The 17,871-nt window shown below is 73.3% G+C and carries 14 protein-coding genes; 7 read left to right on the top strand and 7 right to left on the bottom strand.

The annotated features are described in order from the left end of the window. Positions 1-66: 66 nt before the first annotated feature. Positions 67-339 (top strand): DUF6243 family protein, encoded by a 273-nt coding sequence (locus FGW31_RS24805; RefSeq protein ID WP_182674594.1) that lies wholly within the window; start codon positions 67-69, stop codon positions 337-339. Positions 340-376: 37 nt separating this feature from the next. Here FGW31_RS24805 and FGW31_RS24800 read toward each other — a convergent pair whose 3' ends face one another. The 3 genes from FGW31_RS24800 to FGW31_RS24790 are packed head-to-tail and all read right to left on the bottom strand — an operon-like array spanning position 377 to position 3,994. After that, positions 377-1,369, bottom strand: coding sequence for a small ribosomal subunit Rsm22 family protein (locus tag FGW31_RS24800; protein ID WP_142195706.1), 993 nt, complete (start codon positions 1,367-1,369; stop codon positions 377-379). Between the two features lies 1 nt (position 1,370). Then, complete coding sequence (locus FGW31_RS24795; protein ID WP_142195705.1) at positions 1,371-2,579, bottom strand: serine hydrolase domain-containing protein; 1,209 nt, start codon at positions 2,577-2,579, stop codon at positions 1,371-1,373. Continuing rightward, positions 2,540-3,994 (bottom strand): multidrug effflux MFS transporter, encoded by a 1,455-nt coding sequence (locus FGW31_RS24790; RefSeq protein ID WP_233452574.1) that lies wholly within the window; start codon positions 3,992-3,994, stop codon positions 2,540-2,542. The genes FGW31_RS24795 and FGW31_RS24790 overlap by 40 nt, the downstream gene beginning before the upstream one ends. A gap of 135 nt (positions 3,995-4,129) precedes the next feature. On the opposite strand from FGW31_RS24790, the gene FGW31_RS24785 reads away from it, so the two are divergent. Further along, positions 4,130-5,131, top strand: coding sequence for a Gfo/Idh/MocA family protein (locus FGW31_RS24785; RefSeq protein ID WP_142195704.1), 1,002 nt, complete (start codon positions 4,130-4,132; stop codon positions 5,129-5,131). 22 nt (positions 5,132-5,153) lie between these two features. Here the strand turns inward: FGW31_RS24785 and FGW31_RS24780 are convergent, their stop codons facing one another. Continuing rightward, complete coding sequence (locus FGW31_RS24780; RefSeq protein WP_142195703.1) at positions 5,154-6,794, bottom strand: alkaline phosphatase D family protein; 1,641 nt, start codon at positions 6,792-6,794, stop codon at positions 5,154-5,156. 134 nt (positions 6,795-6,928) lie between these two features. Between FGW31_RS24780 and FGW31_RS24775 the strand changes: the two genes are divergently transcribed. Then, entirely contained in the window at positions 6,929-7,708 is a 780-nt protein-coding gene (locus FGW31_RS24775; RefSeq protein ID WP_142195702.1) for an SDR family oxidoreductase, read from the top strand. A 350-nt stretch (positions 7,709-8,058) separates the two neighbouring features. On the opposite strand, the gene FGW31_RS24770 is transcribed toward FGW31_RS24775, so the two are convergent. Next, positions 8,059-8,376: a hypothetical protein gene (locus FGW31_RS24770; protein ID WP_142195701.1), complete on the bottom strand. Its 318-nt coding sequence runs from the start codon at positions 8,374-8,376 to the stop codon at positions 8,059-8,061. Positions 8,377-9,283: 907 nt separating this feature from the next. On the opposite strand from FGW31_RS24770, the gene FGW31_RS24765 reads away from it, so the two are divergent. From FGW31_RS24765 to FGW31_RS24750, 4 genes are all read left to right on the top strand, one after another. Next, positions 9,284-10,063 (top strand): helix-turn-helix transcriptional regulator, encoded by a 780-nt coding sequence (locus FGW31_RS24765; RefSeq protein WP_233288701.1) that lies wholly within the window; start codon positions 9,284-9,286, stop codon positions 10,061-10,063. A gap of 147 nt (positions 10,064-10,210) precedes the next feature. Then, positions 10,211-10,921, top strand: coding sequence for a helix-turn-helix domain-containing protein (locus FGW31_RS24760; protein ID WP_233288700.1), 711 nt, complete (start codon positions 10,211-10,213; stop codon positions 10,919-10,921). A 204-nt stretch (positions 10,922-11,125) separates the two neighbouring features. Next, positions 11,126-12,046, top strand: a complete 921-nt coding sequence (locus FGW31_RS24755) for an ACP S-malonyltransferase (RefSeq protein ID WP_142195699.1) — start codon at positions 11,126-11,128, stop codon at positions 12,044-12,046. A gap of 18 nt (positions 12,047-12,064) precedes the next feature. Further along, complete coding sequence (locus tag FGW31_RS24750; RefSeq protein WP_233452573.1) at positions 12,065-12,943, top strand: IclR family transcriptional regulator; 879 nt, start codon at positions 12,065-12,067, stop codon at positions 12,941-12,943. Between the two features lie 511 nt (positions 12,944-13,454). Here FGW31_RS24750 and FGW31_RS24745 read toward each other — a convergent pair. Continuing rightward, positions 13,455-15,437 carry an ABC1 kinase family protein gene (locus FGW31_RS24745; protein WP_233288698.1) on the bottom strand — a complete coding sequence of 661 codons (1,983 nt, stop codon included), beginning with the start codon at positions 15,435-15,437 and terminating at the stop codon, positions 13,455-13,457. Continuing rightward, positions 15,434-17,587 (bottom strand): MMPL family transporter, encoded by a 2,154-nt coding sequence (locus FGW31_RS24740; protein WP_142195698.1) that lies wholly within the window; start codon positions 17,585-17,587, stop codon positions 15,434-15,436. Before FGW31_RS24740 ends, FGW31_RS24745 begins: the two co-directional genes overlap by 4 nt. Positions 17,588-17,871 lie beyond the last annotated feature (284 nt).

Here is a 17,871-nt window from a genome sequence, read left to right as displayed (position 1 = left end):
CGCCGGACAGTGGTGAAGGCATCAATAACGAGACGATACGTCTCGTTTAACTGGGAGGAGACGGTCATGGCGCGAGGCGGAGCAGGGAACATGCTCGGGGTCGGCGGCACTCGTCAGCACCTGGGCCGCGACGCGCTGCGCGGCGGCGGCCGTGCCGGCCGTGTCGGAGGCGGCCTCGACCCGCAGGCGCAGAAGCGCGAGCTGCTGCGCAGGCTCCAGGAGGAGCGACGGCACACCGCGCAGGACGGGCAGCGGCGGCAGGAGGCCGACGAAGGGACGGAGACGGAGACGGAGACGGAGGCCGAGACGGGGAAGAGCGAGGGCTCGCGGCGCGGTTAGTGCGCGGGCGGCTGCCCGGCGCAGGCGTCCGGTCCCGTCAGTCCTCGGCGGGCGGCCAGGCGTCGCCCCAGTCGGTGTCGCGGGCCGCGCGGTAGAGGTCGCCGTGGCGCTTGGTGACGGTGGCGCGGCGCAGGGCCGGGTCCGTCTCGCACAGGTCGAGGAGGACCTGGCCCTTGCGGATCTGCGGCTTGCGCACGACCCGGGCCGGCGCCGGGACCACCGGGAGGCGGGTGGCGGCGACGTAGCCGAACTTCTCGTCCTCGTAGGCGAGGGAGCCGCCCTTGACCTGGCGGTGCAGGGAGGAACGGCTGACCCGCGCCGAGAAGTGGCACCAGTCCGTGCCGGGGACGATCGGGCAGGCCGCGCTGTGCGGGCACGGTGCGGCGATGCGGAAGCCGGCCGACACCAGGCGGTCGCGGGCCTCGATGATGCGGGCGTAGCCGTCGGGGGTGCCGGGTTCCACGACGACGACGGCCTGCGCCGCCTGCGCGGCGGCGTCGACCAGGGCCGCGCGGTCGGCGGCGGTGAGTTCGTTGAGGACGTAGGAGACGGTGACGAGGTCGGCGCCGGCGAGGCTGAGCGCCGGGCCGATGCGGGTGCGCTGCCAGTCGGCCGCCTTCAGCGCGGGGTGCGCGGCGGCGAGTTCCCGGCCGAGGGCGAGGGCCGGCTCGGCCCAGTCGAGGACGGTCACCGGCCGCTCCCCGTCCCAGGTGGCGCAGGCCGCCCAGGCCGCCGCGCCGGTGCCGCCGCCGACGTCCACGTGGTCGCGGGGCACCCACCCGGGCACCGCGTCCGCGAACGCCGCCAGCGCCGAGCGCACCGCCTCGAATGTCGCGGGCATGCGGTATGCGGCGTACGCGGCCACGTCGGCCCGGTCCCGCAGGATGGGGGCCTCGGTGGGGGTGGCGCCCCGGTAGTTGGCGATCAGCCGGTCGACGGCCTGCGCGGCCTGCCGCGGCGGAAGCCCGTCGAGCAGCCCGGCGAGGGCGGAGCGCAGGGTTTCGGCGGGGGACGGGGCGGGGGCGTTCACGTCACGATTCTCTCAGCTCCGGCGGGCCGCCCGTGCCGGGCGGCCGGATGCCCCGCACCGCCCGCGCCAGCCGGGTGGCCGCCGCCGCCCTGGGCGCGCTGTCCGGCCGCCGGCGGCGCGGGTGGACGGTGTTGGCGAGGAGGATCAGGTAGGTGTCCGTGACCCGGTCCAGGACCAGGGACGTGCCGGTGAACCCGGTGTGGCCCGCGGCCCCGCGGCCCGCCAGCTCCCCCATGAACCACGGCTGGTCCATGGCGAAGCCCAGGCCGGGCGGGGTGAACAGCAGGTCCACGAAGTCGGGGCCGAGGATGCGGGCGGGCCCGTACGAGCCGCCGGCCAGCAGCGTGCGGCAGAACACCGCGAGGTCCCGGCCCGTGGAGAACAGCCCGGCGTGGCCGGCGACCCCGCCCAGCGCCCAGGCGTTCTCGTCGTGCACCTCGCCCCGCAGCATGCCCCGGTCGGCCTTGGCCCACGGCCGCCGCTGGTCCTCGGTGGCCGCCGCGTCCGGGCGCGGCCCGAAGCCGGTCGCCGTCATGCCGAGCGGCCGGGTGATGCCGTCGCGCACCAGCACGTCCAGCGTGCGGCCGGTGAGGCGCTCCAGGACGTGCTGGAGCAGCAGCATGTTCAGGTCGGAGTAGCAGTAGGTGCCGGGCACCCCGACGGGCCGCTCCGCGCGCAGCAGCGCCAGCCGTTCCGCGTGGTCGGCGCAGTCGTACAGCGGCAGTTCGGGACGCAGCCCGGAGGTGTGGGTGAGCAGTTGCCGGACGGTGATGCCGTGCCGCGCCGCGGCCGTGAAGTCCGGCAGGTACGCGCCCACGCGGGCGTCGATGCCCAGCGTGCCCCGCTCGATCTGCTGCACCGCGGCCACCGCGGTGAACAGCTTGGTCAGGGACGCCAGGTCGAACGGGGTGTCCACGGTCATCGGCACCCGCCGCTCCGGCGGCAGCTCCACCGGGGTGTCCGTCTCCTCGTCGTACGCCGCGTGGCGCACGGCCCAGCCCGCCGCCTCCTGCACGGCGAGGACCGGGCCGCGGCCGGCGACCACGACGGCGCCCGCCGCCCAGGGGCGCTCGCCGGCGGTCAGGGCGTGGACCTCGCGGACCAGGAGGCCAAGTTCCCCGGCGTCGAGTCCGGCCCGTTCCGGGGTGCCGTGGCGCAGTCTCGGCGCGCTCAGAAGCCCCCGCCCTTCGTGCTCGTCGGCCTGTTCCACGGGCGGCACATTCCCAGGAAGCAGGCCAGCGCCACCACGGCGGAGGCCAGTTGGACGACCGCCATCGGGACGGCGGTGTCCTCGCCGGCGATGCCGACCAGCGGCGAGGCGATCGCGCCGATGAGGAAGGACGTCGTACCGAGGAGGGCCGAGGCGGAGCCGGCGGCGTGCTTGGTGCGCAGCAGGGCGAGCGTCTGGGTGTTGGGCATGGTGATGCCCATCGCGGACATCAGGACGAACAGCGCGGCCGCCACGGGCACCAGCCCCACCTCGCCGAACACGCCCGACGCCATCAGCAGCAGCACCACCGAGGCGAGGGTCACGACGGCGAGCCCGAGGCCGAGCGCCAGGTCCAGGCTGACCCGGCCGACCAGCACCTTGCCGTTGATCTGGCCCACGATCAGCAGCCCGATCGAGTTCAGCCCGAACAGCAGGCTGAAGGTCTGCGGGGAGGCGCCGTAGATCTCCTGCACCACGAACGGGGAGGCGGCGACGTAGGCGAACAGGGCCGCGAAGGCGAAGCCGCCGGCCAGCATGTAGCCGGTGAAGGCGCGGTCGGCGAGCAGGCGGCGCATCGAGCCGAGGGCCTCGCCGACGCCTCCGCCGTGCCGGTCGGCGGGCGCCAGCGTCTCCGGCAGCTTCGCCCAGACGACGGCCGTCAGCAGCACGCCGACGACGGTGAGGACGACGAACACGCCCCGCCAGTCCGTCACCCGCAGGATCTGCCCGCCGATGACCGGCGCGACGATCGGCGCGAGCCCGGAGATCAGCATCAGGGTCGAGAAGAAACGGGCCATGGCCACGCCGTCGTACAGGTCACGGGCGACGGCCCGGGCGATGACGATGCCGGCCGCGCCCGCGAGTCCCTGCGCCAGCCGGAAGGCGACGAGGAGGTCGACGGTGGGCGCGAGCGCGCAGAGCACCGTGGCGACGACGTAGACGGCGAGGCCGACGAGCAGCGGGCGGCGCCGGCCCCAGCGGTCGCTCATCGGCCCGACCACCAGCTGCCCGAGCGCCATGCCGGCCAGGCAGGCGGTGAGGGTGAGCTGGACGGTGGCGGCGGGCGCGTGCAGAGCCTGGGTGACCTCCGGCAGGGCCGGGAGGTACATGTCCATCGCCAGGGGCGGCGTGGCGGTCAGACCGCCCAGGATCAGGGTGACCAGCAGGCTGGTGCGGCCGGCCCTGGCGCGGAGCGCCGGGTCGGCCGGTCCCCGGCCCGTTGCGGCCGGTCCCCGGCCCGTTGCGGCCGGTCCCCGGCCCGTTGCGGCCGGTCCCGGCGCGGTGCCGGGTGCCGCGCGCCCGGTGTCCGGGGCGGCCGCCGGGCCGGGCACCGGGTGTGCCGCCGGGTTCGTGGTGGCGTCGGTGGTGGAGTCGGTGGTGGTGCTGCTCGGTATGGACGGCCCGCCCTCGGGCATGTGGCCCCTCCCTTTCCGCGTCGTCGGCTCCCTATGCTCTCAGCTCGGACGGAGTGCTCGGCGTCAACGGCGATGCCCTGGGAGCGCTTCCATGATCTCCGCTACGCGGTGACGACACGAGCAGGGGTGGAACGGATGACAGGGCAGAAGGTTCGCTGGGGAATCCTGGCGACGGGAGGGATCGCCGCGACGTTCACGGCGGACCTGGTGGACATGCCGGACGCGGAGGTCGTCGCGGTGGCGTCGCGGTCGCCGGAGCCGGCGAAGGCGTTCGCCGAGCGGTTCGGCATACCGCGCGCGTACGGCGACTGGGAGTCGCTGGCGCAGGACGAGGACGTCGACGTCGTGTACGTCGCCGCCCCGCACTCGGCGCACCGCGCGGCGGCCGGGCTGATGCTGCGGTCCGGGCGGAACGTGCTGTGCGAGAAGCCGTTCACGCTGAACGCGCGCGAGGCGGCCGAACTGGTCGCGCTGGCACGGGAGAACGGGCGCTTCCTGATGGAGGCGATGTGGATGTACTGCCATCCCATGGTGCGGCGGATCAAGGCGCTGGTCGACGACGGCGCGATCGGCGAGGTGCGCAGCGTGCACGCCGACTTCGGGCTCGCGGGCCCCTTCCCCGCCTCGCACCGGCTGCGCGACCCCGCGCTCGGCGGCGGCGCGCTGCTGGACCTCGGCGTGTACCCGGTGTCGTTCACGCAGCTGCTGCTCGGGGAGCCGGCGGACGTCACGGCGCGGGCCACGCTGTCGGAGGAGGGCGTCGACCTGCAGACCGGGGCGCTGCTCTCGTGGGACGGCGGGGCGCTCGCCTCGGTGCACTGCTCCATCGTGGGCGGCACGGCGACATCGGCCTCGGTCACCGGGTCCGCGGGCCGCATCGACATCCCGTACGGCTTCTTCTTCCCGGAGCGGTTCGTGCTGCACCGGGACGGCCGTGACGCCGAGGAGTTCACGGCCGACCCGGCGGACGGCCCGCGCAACAGCCTCAAGCACGAGGCCGCCGAGGTGATGCGGGCGCTGCGGGCCGGGGAGACCGAGTCGCCGCTCGTCCCGCTCGACGGCACGCTCGCCGTGATGCGGACGCTCGACGCGATCCGTGACCGCGTCGGCGTCCGCTACCCGGGCGAGGCCGGCTGACCGGCCCGGCCGGTGCCGGGGCTCAGGCGGGCCTGAGCCCCGGCTCCCCCACCGCCGTGACGAAGGAGGCGGCCGTCGTGACCGGCGCGCCGGGCCTGGTCACGTACGGCACCGTGCGGAAGTCGGCGCGGGCCGCCTCCTGTCCCAGTTCGACCGTCACGTAGCCGCGCTGCCCGTTGTAGAACTTCAGGTGCGGGTTGGCGGTCATGTAGGTGTGCCAGTTGGCGGGCCGCTCGGCGCCGTCCTTGCCGCTGGTGACGGAGGTGGCGACGATCTCGGTGCCGACGGTCCGGGAGTCCGGGTCGTCGAAGTCGTCCTTGATGTCGAAGGCGTAGCCGACGTGCACGTCGCCGGTGAGCACCATCAGGTTCTCGATCCCGGCGGCCTTCGCGCCGTCCAGGACACGGCTGCGGGAGGCGCGGTAGCCGTCCCAGGCGTCCATGGACAGCTTCGAGGGCGTGGTGAGCTCGAACCTGCGCTGGGAGAACACGACCTGCTGCGGGACGACGTTCCACAGGGCCCGCGAGGAGTGCCAGCCGTCGAGCAGCCAGCGTTCCTGGGAGGCGCCGGTGATGGTGCGCGACGGGTCGTCGCTCTCCGGGCCGGGCACGTGGGCGCCGTCGCCGTAGGCCTGGTTGGAGCGGTACTGGCGGGTGTCGAGCACGTCGAACTGGGCGAGCCGGCCCCAGTGCAGGCGCCGGTACAGCTGCATGTCGGGGCCCTCGGGCTGCTGCGGGCGGCGCAGCGGCTGGTTCTCCCAGTAGGCGCGGTAGGCGGAGGCGCGGCGCAGCAGGAACTCCTCCGGCGGGACGCTGTTCTCCGGGATGTCGTCGGCGTAGTTGTTCTCGGTCTCGTGGTCGTCCCAGGTGACCACGAAGGGGTGGGCCGCGTGGGCGGCGCGCAGGTCCGCGTCGTCGCGGTAGAGGGCGTAGCGCAGCCGGTAGTCCTCGAGCGTCACCGTCTCGCGGTTGAACAGGGCCGGCAGGGTGCGGTCGGTGTAGGCGCGGGCGCCGCCCACGGAGTTGACCGCGTACTCGTACAGGTAGTCGCCGAGGTGGAAGACCACGTCGACGTCGTCGGCGGCGAGGTGGGCGTACGGGGTGAAGTAGCCGTCGTGGTACGCCTGGCAGGAGACGGCGGCGAGGGTGAGGGAGCCGGGTCGGCTGTCCACCGCGGGGGCGGTGCGGGTGCGGCCGGTCGGGCTGATCCAGCGGCCCGCGCGGAAGCGGTAGTAGAAGGTGCGGCCGGGTTCGAGGTGGGAGACCTCGACGTGCACCGTGTGGTGGAACTCGGGGTGGGCGGTGGCGGTGCCGCGCCGGGCGATCCGGCGGAACCTCTCGTCGTGCGCCACCTCCCAGTGCACGGTGACGCGTTCGGCGGGCAGGCCGCTGTCGGCCTGGAACGGGGCGGGCGCGAGCCGGGTCCACAGGACCACGGAGCCGGGCAGCGGGTCGCCGGAGGCGACGCCGAGCGTGAAGGGGTCCTCCGTGATCCGTGCGGCGTCGAGTTCGGCGGCGGCCGCGGTGCCGGCGGTGGGCAGGTTGACGGCGAACGCGAGCGCGGCGGCGGCCCCGGTCGCGGTCAGGAAGTGACGGCGGCCGATGTGCCGCGCGGCGGCGCGGAGTTCGGGGGCGTGCTGTGGCTGACGGGCCTCGGATGTCATCCGGTCCTCCCCTGGCGTGTGGATGCAGATGGCATTGGAGTGGCCGGGGACGGCTCGGCATTGACGCGCACACGGCATCCGGGTGACGGTCACATGAGGTCCGCATGGCGGACCCTCCCGTACGCTGCGGGGCCATGAACACCGAGGTAACGGACGGGAAGACGAGGATCGCCGTGGTGACCGGGGCGGGCTCCGGCATCGGGCGGGCGGTGGCGGTGGAACTGCTGCGCGCGGGCTGGTCAGTGGCGCTTGCGGGGCGGCGTACCGGCCCGCTGGAGGAGACGGCGGCGTCGGCCGCGGACGCGGGCGGCGGCGAGGCGCTCGCCGTGCGGACGGACGTGTCGCAGCCGGCGGACGTGGCGGCGCTGTTCGCGACGACCGTCGAGCACTTCGGCCGGGTGGACCTGCTGTTCAACAACGCGGGCACGTTCGGTCCGGGCGGGGTGCCGGTGGAGGACCTGCCCTACGAGGCGTGGCGGCACGTGGTGGACACCAACCTCAACGGGGCGTTCCTGTGCGCGCAGGCGGCGTACCGGCAGATGAAGGAGCAGCGCCCGCAGGGCGGCCGGATCATCAACAACGGTTCCATCTCCGCGCATGCGCCCCGTCCGCACTCGGTCGCCTACACCGCGACCAAGCACGCGCTGACGGGCCTGACGAAGTCGCTGTCGCTGGACGGGCGGCCGTACCGGATCGCGGTGGGCCAGATCGACATCGGCAACGCGGCGACCGACATGACGCAGCGCATGCAGGCCGGCGTCCTCCAGGCCGACGGGGAGATCGCTGCCGAGCCGGTGATGGACGTCGCGGACGTGGCGCGCACGGTGCGGCACATGGCGGAGCTGCCGCTGGAGGCGAACGTGCAGTTCGCGACCGTACTGGCGACGACGATGCCGTACGTGGGCCGCGGCTGAGGAGAAGACCGTCAACCAGCCCTCACATACGGAAGTTCATCTTCCGTAGCGTTGCCGCCGATGGGCGACCTATGCTCAACTCGTCTCCACCGAAGCTTCACAGATGGAGCAGGTCGCTTCCGCAGGCCATGTCCAGGGGGAGGGCAGTCGTTCCACACCGCCGGGTCGGGGGTGGACCCGCGAGGGACCGCGGGTGCGCACCGGCGGGTGGAACGGCTGCCTCGCATACGGGGACGACGCGCGCGTGCCGTCCGGCCGCCGTCAGTCCAGCGCCTCGATCTCGTCGGCGCACTCCACGGGCACCGCCACGTCCACTCCGGGGACGACGCGCGCGTGCCGTCCGGCCGCCGTCAGTCCAGCGCCTCGATCTCGTCGGCGCACTCCACGGGCACCGCCACGTCCACCAGGCTCTGCACCACGTACGGATCGCCATCGGACGGGTCGAGCGCCTCCTGGCGCCGCCGCTCGGCCTCGGCGCGGCCCCGGGCGAGGGACGCGGCGATCTCCCGGCAGTCGGCGGCGTGACCACCGTCCGGCGCCGGCTCACCGGCCGGGGTTCGGGGCGGTTCGGACGGCTCGACGGTCAGCGCCCAGGTGGCGACGAGACCGCCCAGACACAGTCCGGCCCAGGCCACCACGATCCGCCGACGCACCCCGACACCCGCCACCGGACCCCCGCCCCTTCCGCCACCGGCGGCCCATCATGCCGCACCTCCACGACACCGCGCCCGCCAATCTCCTCGCCCGTGCGCCTGCTGGGGCGGAGCGTCCCCGGCACCCGCGGTGCGCCGTGGACGCCCTCGCCGACGCGGACCTCCGCGGGCCACGGTCCCGCCGTCCCGTCGTACAGAGCGGGCCCCGATTCGGGGTGACATGGGTCACTTTTCTGCGTCGAGGTCGCATCTGCGTGCGTCGCGAAACGTTCATCCGCATGAAAGCGGCAAGAGATATACCGGACGGCGGACAGCGGCCGGAAAACGAGCCAAATTACGCTGTATACAACGGGCGCGAGCAAGAAAATGAACTTAACTCATGCCACTGGTCTACCCCTTTGAAAGCCGCCCCGAGACATTCGGGAATGAGTGAAGGATCCGATTCATTCGGATTGCCCGATTGATCAGCATCCGTGGCGACCCCTGCCCCACTAGCACAGGAATCAACAGTGGCAATGGCGGCTCACCGGGGGAAGATGACAAGTTGCGGCCAACTTGAGCACTCTACGTGCGAGTAACAGCCGGATCCGCACACGAACCGGAACTGTACTCTCCGGTTTCTGTATCTGTTCTGCATCTTGCTGCCACGGACCCCACCCCAGGAACTGGATATCGTCGGTCAGTCGTGATTACCTACACCTGATTTCGGCCACACCGTGAGCACATTGCCTTCGGCTGGTCCCCACGTGAGATTCATTGCCAAGGAGGCAAGCGTTCACAAGCGGCACGAAATTTGATTTCCGGTTCAATTAATTCGCCGAGCGGGGGCCGGCGGTGGCGCCGGGGCGTCACACAGCTGGGGCAACCAGGGCCGGTAAACGCGCGGCAGAGGCAATGTGGAAACAAACATGGGGGCTCACGCGTGGCTGGCACTTTGTTCGATCTACCCACCGTCGGCGACCTCGAGGAAAGCCTCCCACAGGGCCATGCCGCCCGCCTGGAGCAGACCCTGCTCCAGGCCCGCGCCCTGATCGAGTCCACGATGTCCCTGCACCGCCGCCGTCCGGCAACGGTGTCGGGCGTGACGCACACGGACGCCGAGGTGACCACCGAGACGCTCGAGAGACTCATACTCCGGGCGAGACGCTCGGTGAACGTGGCACTCACCGGGTCGGTCGCCTTCGTGGAGACGGTGCTGCGGTGCGTGGCCGAGGTGCCGAGCGGGGTGACCGTGCGGGTGCTGTGCACCCCGGCCGCCCTGGAGGTCTCGCCCGCGCGGCTGCGCGGCCTGGCCGGAGTGCGGATCCTCCCGCACGAACTGAGCGGATTCGTCGTCGCCGACGGCACGTCCGCGTTCCTGCGGCTGGCCACGCAGGGCCCGGCGGACGGCAGGGCGGCCGTCGTCACCGACCGCGCCGCGGTCAGCACCCTGCAACTGCTCTACGCCGGCGTGTGGTCACGCGGCCGCCGACTGGTCGACCACCCCGAGGTGAGTCCGCGTCTGCGCTCCGAACTCACCCGCCGCATCCTGGAACAGCTGCGGTCCGGGCGCACCGACGCCACCGCCGCGGTCGAACTCCAGGTGTCCCTGCGCACCTACCGGCGACACGTCGCCGAGATCATGCGTGAACTCAACGCGTCGTCGCGCTTCCAGGCCGGCGTGCGCGCGGTCGAACTCGGGCTGCTGCCGAAGGCGGCGTGACCGGCCCGGGCGCGCCGCGCCCCGTGTCCGTGGAGCGGACCCAGGGAACGAACATCCAGCGAGAAATGGGGGCACGAGGTGTGCGGCCAATCGGGGGACGAGTTGGAGCATGCTCTCTTGCAGGTCAGAGAGTTGATCGAGTCAACCATGATCATCCATCGGGACCGCAGCCGGCGGGAACAGCTCATCACGGCGCTGCCCGGCGGCTACGGACAGCTCATCGGCGTCACCCGGGAGCTGATGGCCCAGGCCACCAGCAGCATCGACATCCTGCGCTCCCGGGTCCCGGGCACCGGCAGCCAGCTGGAGCGGGTCGGGCTGCTCGAGGCCGACCTGCTGCACTTCGCCCGGGAGCGGGTGTCGGCCCGGTTACTGGCCGGGCCCGACCTGGTCGGCGACTCGCTCGGCAGCTGGCTGCCCGACCCGCACCGGCAGTTGACCGTACGGGTGGCGCGGCTGCCGCCGCTGCAGGTGCTCATAGCCGACCGGGCCACCGCGCTGGTGGTGGTCGGGACACCCGCCGAGCGCCGGGCGTCCCTCATCAAGGCACCCGAGGTGCTGCAGGCCCTGTGCGCGCTCTTCGAGAGCATCTGGTGCAGCTCCGCTCCCCCGGACGAGTACCTCGCCTTCGGCGACCGTGACCGGGCCCATCTGGTCCGGCAGATCCTGGGCGCCATGCGGGCCGGCGTCACCGACGAGGTGGCCGCCCGCGAACTGACCGTCTCCGTGCGGACCTACCGCCGCTACGTCGCGGAGATCATGGCCCTGCTCGGCGCCACCTCCCGCTTCCAGGCCGGCGTGCGGGCCGCCGAGCTGGGGCTGCTGCCACCCGGACAGGGCAACGGGCACCACCCGTGAAGGGCGCGCCGCAGCTTCCTGAAACGCGCGTTGCCGCGCCGCGGCACGCACAGTTTGATGGGTCCTCAGGGAACGGGACCGTCCTCGCGGACGGCTCCCGTCACCGGAGGTCCCCCCGTAGCCGCCGGTCCGTGGGGGCCCGCACCGGCCGGTCCGGTAAGGGTCCCCGCGCCCTCGACGAAGTCCGTTGCGGAAGGTGGATCCATGGAACGGCGGCCGATCGGTCTGGTGTTTCCCGGGCAGGGAACGCAGCGTCAGGCAATGGGCGCACCGTGGCGGGACACGCCGTCCTGGTCGGTCACCGAGGAGATCTCCGAGGCCACCGGGGAGGACATCGCCGACCTGCTGCTGAACGCGACGACGGAACACCTGCGCCGCACCGACCTGGCGCAGCTGTCGGTGTTCTCCGTCGCGATGATCGCCCACGCGGAGGCGGTGCGCCGCGGCGCGCTCGACGGCCCCGTGGTCGCCTGCGCGGGCCACAGCCTCGGCGAGTACGCCGCCCTCACCGCGGCCGGGGCGTTCACACTGCCCGCGGCGGCGGCCCTGGTGGCCGCGCGCGGCCGCGCCATGCGGGAGGCCTCCGGCGCCCGCGAGGGCACCATGGGTGTCCTGGTCGCGGCACCGCTGGACAGCGTGGAACACCTCGTGGACTCCGTACGGGAGGACGGCGCGGACGTGTGGGTCGCCAACGTCAACGCCCCCGGACAGACCGTGGTGTCGGGCTCGCCCGAAGGCGTCGCCCGGGTCGCGGACCAGGCCCCGTCGATCGGCGCCAAGTTCATCCGGCTCCAGGTCGGCGGCGCCTTCCACAGCCCGTACATGGCGCCCGCCGCCGAGACCCTGGCCGCCGCCCTGAAGGACACCGCCGCGGCGCCCCGGCACCTGCCGGTGGTGGCCAACGTGGACGCGCGGCCGTACGACGGCGGCGGCTGGACCGAACTCGGCACCCGCCAGCTCACCTCCCCGGTGCTGTGGGAGCAGAGCGTGCGCACCCTCACCGCCACCCTCGGCTGCGGCCGGCTCGTCGAACTCGGGCCCGGACGCACCCTGGCGGGGCTGATCCGCCGTATCGAACCCGGCGTCGAGGTGGTCTCCGTGGACGGCCCCGCCGCCCTGGACTGACTGACGACGACGAACCGCGTGAGCAGAAGAGACCCGGACACCACCATGGCAGCTGTTCCCGACGGCACGCGGACCCTCGCGGCGGCCGGCACGGTGACGGACACCGCGCCCCGGGAGTGGATCAGCGGTATCGGCGTGCTCGACAAGGCGTCCGTCCTGCTGGAGATCGTGGAGCGGGGTCCTGCGCCGCTCAGCGAACTGGTCACCCGCAGCGGGCTGTCCCGGCCCACCGTGCACCGCATCGCGGTGGCGCTGGAGCGGCTGGGGCTGCTGACCCGGGACTTCCACGGGCGGTTCGCGCTCGGCCCGCGGCTCGGCAGCATGTCCGTCGAGGCGCGTTACGACCGGCTGGCGCAGGCGGCGGGGCCGGTACTGGCCGAACTGCACGACCGCACCGGACTGGACGCGCGCGTGCTGCGCCGCCGCGGCAGGACGCAGACGTGCGTGGCGACCTGCGCGGAGGGCGCGCTCGGACCGGACGGCGCCGAGCGGGTGCCGGTCGGGATGTCCCGGCCCGCCGGTGCCGGGCCGGTCGCGCAGGTGCTGCTGGCCTGGCAGGAACCCGAGGAGATCCACGAAGGGCTGCGCGGCGCCCGGTTCACCGCGGCGCACCTCGCTCAGGTGCGGCGCCGCGGCTGGGCCCGCGGCTCGGACGTGATGCTGCCCGGCGACATCGCGTTCGTCGTGCCCGTGCGGGCGGCCGGGGACGACCGGGTGGTCGCCGCGCTGTCGGTGTCCGGTCCGCCGGGCCGGATGAACGCGATCCCGGCCAGGTGGCTGGGAGCGAACGTGTTCGACGCGGCCGCCGCCCTGGGCGACGCGCTGCACCGCTCCCACGCCCTGCCGTCCCGCAAACCCCCGGGGCCAGCGTCCGTGCGGGGCACGGCCGCCGTGTGAGGACCGGGCGCACCGGCGGTGTGCCGCGCCCGGCCCGGTGTGTGCGGGGCCGAACACACCGCTCCGGCACGCACGTTGCCGTCATCGGGACTCCGCGCGGGACACCGTCCGCGGCCGTGGTCGCCGGACCGCCCCACGACCGCGACCCGCCCCGGCACCTGGCCGGCCGCGAGCCACGCGGCGCCCGCAGCCGGACGCCGCGGCATCCCGGGCGCAGGACACCGGCGCACGCCGTCCGACCGAACGCGGCTCGGGCCGCCGTCCGGGACCGCAGTGGCCCGGACCGCCCACGACCGCGACCCGCCCGGCACCCGCGACCGGGCACGAAACAGCAGCGCACCGCCGTACGACCGAACAGCGTACGGAGGCGCCGCGCGGACCCCGCACCGGCACGCCGTCCGCAACGCACGAGGTCGGGTCGGCCGTCGTCACGGGCACGAGTGAGCGGACCGTGAGGCCGTTCAGCCTCGGCGGCTTGACGCCTTGGGCCGGGTGAGCGTCCCGTTGGAGGTCAGCGCTGCGGTTTGCTGATGGTGAAGAGCACGCGCAGCACCAGCACCGAACTGATCAGCAGCATATTGTAGCCGAAGACGTCGAACAGCCGCAGCGAGCCGGCGACCCGCGGCCCGCCCCGCGTGGACAGCAGCAGCATGCCCAGCACGCCGGCCACTCCGCCGAGGAAGGCGAGCAGCACGTCCCGGACGATGCCCTGGATGAAGCGCCGGTCCCGTTCGTCCGCGAACACCCGCACGTTGATGCTGAGCCGGCCCTGTTCCAGCGCGCTGCTGATGCGCTCGGCCCGGCGCGGCAGCCGCAGCAGCATCGGCAGCACGGCGGCGGCCTCGTCGGCCAGGGACCGGCTCAACTGCCGCGGGGAGAGCCGGCGGGCCAGTTCGGTGGCGGCGAAGGACCGCGCCTCCTCGACCAGGTCGAACCCCGGCACGAGCCGGCCCAGCGCGCCCTCCACCGTCGCCAACGCCCGGAAGGCGGCCGCCACTTCGGGCGGCACGGTGAGGCCGTACTGGGCGACGAGCAGGAACAGGTCGGAGAACATCTCCCGGCCCGGCGGCCCGGCGGAGGCGAGGTGGCGGGCCGTGTACCGGCCGAGCGCGCGGGTGAAGCGCTCCTCGTCGATCCCGTCGGGCCGTTCCACCAGGTCCAGCAGGGCGTCGGAGAGCGCCTGCGGGTCGTTGCGGTCGATCGCCATGAGCAGTTCGCGCAGACTGGCGCGCAGCATCCGGTCGATGCGGCCCACCGAGCCGAAGTCGATCAGACCGAGCCGGCCGTCGCCGAGCACCAGGATGTTCCCGGAGTGCGGGTCGGCGTGGAACACCCCGCCGATCATGATCTGGTGCAGCAGCGAGCCGAACAGGTCGCGGGCCAGCCGCTCACGGTCCAGGCCCTGCGCCTCGATGACGGTGTCGGCGCGGTTCAGCGTGACGCCGTCGAGCCATTCGACGACCAGCACCCGGGCGGTGGTCAGCTCCAGGTGGACCTCGGGCAGCAGGACCCGGGCGGCGGCCGCGGGCGCCCGGCCGTCGCCGTCCTCGGCTGTGCCGGGGACGGCGGCGTTCGCGGCGACGGCCGCGGTGTTGCGGGCCTCGGTGCGGAAGTCCAGCTCCTCGTGGAGCGAGTCGGCGAAGCCCTGCACCAGCGCACGCGAGCCGACCGTACGGCCCCAACTGGTCGTCCGCTCCAGCATGTCGCTGATCCGGAACAGGATGTCGAGGTCGCGTTCGAGCACCTGCCGGGCGCCCGGCCGCTGCACCTTGACGACCACCGCCCGGCCGTCGCGCAGCCGCGCCCGGTGCACCTGGGCCATGGAGCCCGCGGCGAGCGGCTCGGTCTCGAACTCCGCGAACACCTTCTCGGGCGGAGCCTTCAGCTCCTCGGCCAGCACCCGTTCGATGTCGGGCCACGGCTCGGGCGCCACCTCGTGCTGCAGGGCGCTCAGTTCCTCGACGAACACGTCGGGCAGCAGGTCGTAACGGGACGACAGCACCTGGCCGAGCTTGACGAAGGTGGCTCCCGCCTCCTCCAGCGCCAGCCGCAGCGACCTGGCCAGCGCGGCCTGGTCCTTGGGGCTCGCCGCGCCGCGCCGGGACCGGCCGGTCAGGAAACGGCCCAGCCCGTGCCGTACGGCGATCCTGCTGAGCTGGGTGTAGCGGCGGCTGCGCGCCAGCCTGCGGCGCAGCGCGCCGGGCCAGCGCACCATGCCGCGCACGGAGCCGCCCGCGACCGCCGCCTCCGACAGCACCAGGAAGATCATGGCGCCGAGCAGGGCCGCACCCAGCTGCACGGTCACCAGTGGGGTGCGGCTGGCCTGCGGGCCCATCGGCGTACCGACGACGCCCGCGGCGAGCAGGCCCGCGACGCCCGTGAGCAGTGCCCGGACCGCGCCGATGCGCAGTCCGAGCACTCTGCGGGCCAGTACGGCCATGATCATGGGGCCGAGCAGTGCGGTGGCCCCGGCGATCAGGAGGTAACTGCTCACGTACGCTGCGCGGCGACGGGCTCCTCGGCCGCCGGCTCCGGGTCGGCCTCCCGCTCCGGTTCGGGACGGACCCGGCCGGGCCACCAGGTCCGGTGGCCGAGCAGGGTGGTGACCGCGGGCACCAGCAGCACGGCCATCACGAAGGCGGTGAGCAGGATGCCGAAGGCCACGGCGAAGCCCATCTGGCGGAGCATGGAGTTCTGGGCCAGCAGCAGCACGCCGAAGGTGCCGGCGAGGATGACGGCCGCCGTTCCGACGGTGGACGTGGAGTGGGTGATGGCCTGGCGGACGGCCTGCGCCGGAGTGCTGCCGCGGCCCACCTCCTCCCGCAGTCGCGCCACCATCAGGATGTTGTAGTCGGTGCCGATGGCCACGACGAACAGGTAGACGATCACCGGCAGGGTGAAGGGCAGCCCCGCCTCACCGGCGACGGTCTGGAAGAGCAGCACGGTCGCGCCGAGCGTCGCGGCGAAGCCCAGGCCGACCGCGACCATCAGGTACAGGGGCGCGACGACGCTGCGCAGCAGCAGGCCGAGGATCACCATGATGGCCACGCCGGCGGCCGGGAAGACCACGGAGTAGTCGCGGTTGGTGGCGTGCTGGATGTCGGCGAGCACGGCGGACGTGCCGCCGACGAGGGCGCGCGTGCCGTCGGGCGCCGCCTCGTGCACGGCGTCGCGCAGCGGGCCGGCGAGCAGTTCCACGGCGCGGTCGCTGTCCGGCTTGTGCGTCAGCACCACACCGAACTTGGCGATGTCGCCCTTGGGCGCGAGGACGGGCGGCGTCACGCGTCCGAAGTCGGCGGCGGCGAGCTTCTCGCCGTAGGCGTCGACCTGGCGCCGGTCGAGCTTGCCGCCGTCCTCGGCCTCCAGGTACACCCAGGTCGGGTCGGTCTGGCCGGCCGCGAAGCCGCGCTCCAGTTCCTTGGCGGCCTGCACCGACTCCAGGTCCTTCGGCAGCGAACTGCTGCTGTCGAACACGGTGTTGAGGCTGAGCACGCCGGCCGCGAGCGCGGCGAGCAGACCGCCGGAGACGGCGGCGACCAGACCGGGCCGGCGGGCGGTGAGCGCACCGGTCCGCGCGGCGAGGCTGTGCTTGGGCTCCTTGCTCCACGCCTTGGACGGCCAGAACGCCTTGGTGCCCAGCAGCGAGAAGACCGCCGGTACGAGGGTCAGCGAGGCCACCAGGGTGACGCCGACCGAGATGGCCAGCGCCGGGCCGAGGGCCTTGAGCATGCCGAGGCTGGACAGCAGCAGGGCCAGGAAGGCGACGACGACGGCGCCGGCCGCGGACGCGATGGTCTCCCCGACCCGGGTGACGGCCTCGGTCATGGCCTCCTTCGGCTCCCGGCCCTGGCGCAGGAACTCCCGGTAGCGGAACAGCAGGAAGAGCAGGTAGTCGGTGCCGACGCCGAAGAGCACCACGATCAGGATCGAGCCGATCGAGGCGTCCGCCTGGAATCCGCCCGCCTCGGAGGCGATGGAGATCAGGCCGGTGGCGAGCACGAAGACGAGCCCGATGACGAGGACCGGCAGGATCGCGATGAGCGGGCTGCGGAAGATGGCCGCCAGCAGCACGATCAGCAGGACCAGCGTCGCCATCATGATCATGGCGTCGGTGTCGCCGGAGGACTCCTTGGTGTCCAGCGCCGTCGCCGCCGAGCCGGTGATGCCCATGTGCAGCTCGGTGCCCTCGAGGAGCGGCTTGGCCTCCTCGCGCATCTCGCGCACCGACTCGATCAAGGTTTCGTCGTAGGGGTTGTCGGTGTTCGCGAGGACACTCGCGAGGGCGATCTCGCCGTTCTCCGACACGGCCTGCGGGCCGGTCTGCACGGCGCTGATCTTCTCGAGGCCGGCCTTCTCCAGCCCGGCGGCGACCTTCTGCACGTCCGCGAGGTCGGCCTCGGTCAGCCGGCCGTTGTCGTCACGGCGGAAGACGATGACGGAGGCGGGCTGTTCCTCCTGCGGGAACGCCTTCTTCTGGAGTTCCCCGGCCTGCACCGACTCGTAGTGGGAGGGCAGGAATTCGGCCTGGTCGCTGACCGGTTTCAGGGGCGGCGCCAGGGACGCCACGCCTACCGCCGCGATCACCCACGCCAGTATGGTCAGCCAGGGGTGTTTGACGGCGGACCGTCCGACCCGTCCGAACATGGGGGGAGGCTCCTTCTCAGGGGATGGATGGGCGCACCGATTGTGTCCGCGCGCGTTCCCCGGCCGTCGGTGCGCGATGGAAAACTGTCATCAAGCTGCCGGGTGCCGCGGGCCTCACCGCCGGGCGCCGCAGGGAATTCCGACGCGCCTTCCGTTTCGTGGTTTCTCCGGCTTCCGGGCCGGTCGGGGCACGGGCAGTGGGCACGGACGGGCCCGTGGCCGGTATGACACCTTCATGCCAGGCCCGTTGTCGCGCGTGGGGGCGACTGCAATGGTTGCGGCTG

The sequence above is a fragment of the Streptomyces calvus genome, assembly GCF_006782915.1.
GTDB lineage: Bacteria > Actinomycetota > Actinomycetes > Streptomycetales > Streptomycetaceae > Streptomyces > Streptomyces calvus.
Note: the sequence above shows the minus strand (reverse complement) of the source record. Positions and strands in the feature narration are given on the sequence as shown.

What these genes read in the sequence shown, in the direction of transcription:
- FGW31_RS24780 (WP_142195703.1), bottom strand. Translation starts at nt 6,794, where the DNA reads ATGACATCCGAGGCCCGTCAGCCACAGCACGCCCCCGAACTCCGCGCC.
- FGW31_RS24790 (WP_233452574.1), bottom strand. Translation starts at nt 3,994, where the DNA reads ATGCCCGAGGGCGGGCCGTCCATACCGAGCAGCACCACCACCGACTCC.
- FGW31_RS24740 (WP_142195698.1), bottom strand. Translation starts at nt 17,587, where the DNA reads ATGTTCGGACGGGTCGGACGGTCCGCCGTCAAACACCCCTGGCTGACC.
- FGW31_RS24775 (WP_142195702.1), top strand. Translation starts at nt 6,929, where the DNA reads ATGAACACCGAGGTAACGGACGGGAAGACGAGGATCGCCGTGGTGACC.
- FGW31_RS24785 (WP_142195704.1), top strand. Translation starts at nt 4,130, where the DNA reads ATGACAGGGCAGAAGGTTCGCTGGGGAATCCTGGCGACGGGAGGGATC.
- FGW31_RS24805 (WP_182674594.1), top strand. Translation starts at nt 67, where the DNA reads ATGGCGCGAGGCGGAGCAGGGAACATGCTCGGGGTCGGCGGCACTCGT.
- FGW31_RS24755 (WP_142195699.1), top strand. Translation starts at nt 11,126, where the DNA reads ATGGAACGGCGGCCGATCGGTCTGGTGTTTCCCGGGCAGGGAACGCAG.
- FGW31_RS24760 (WP_233288700.1), top strand. Translation starts at nt 10,211, where the DNA reads ATGATCATCCATCGGGACCGCAGCCGGCGGGAACAGCTCATCACGGCG.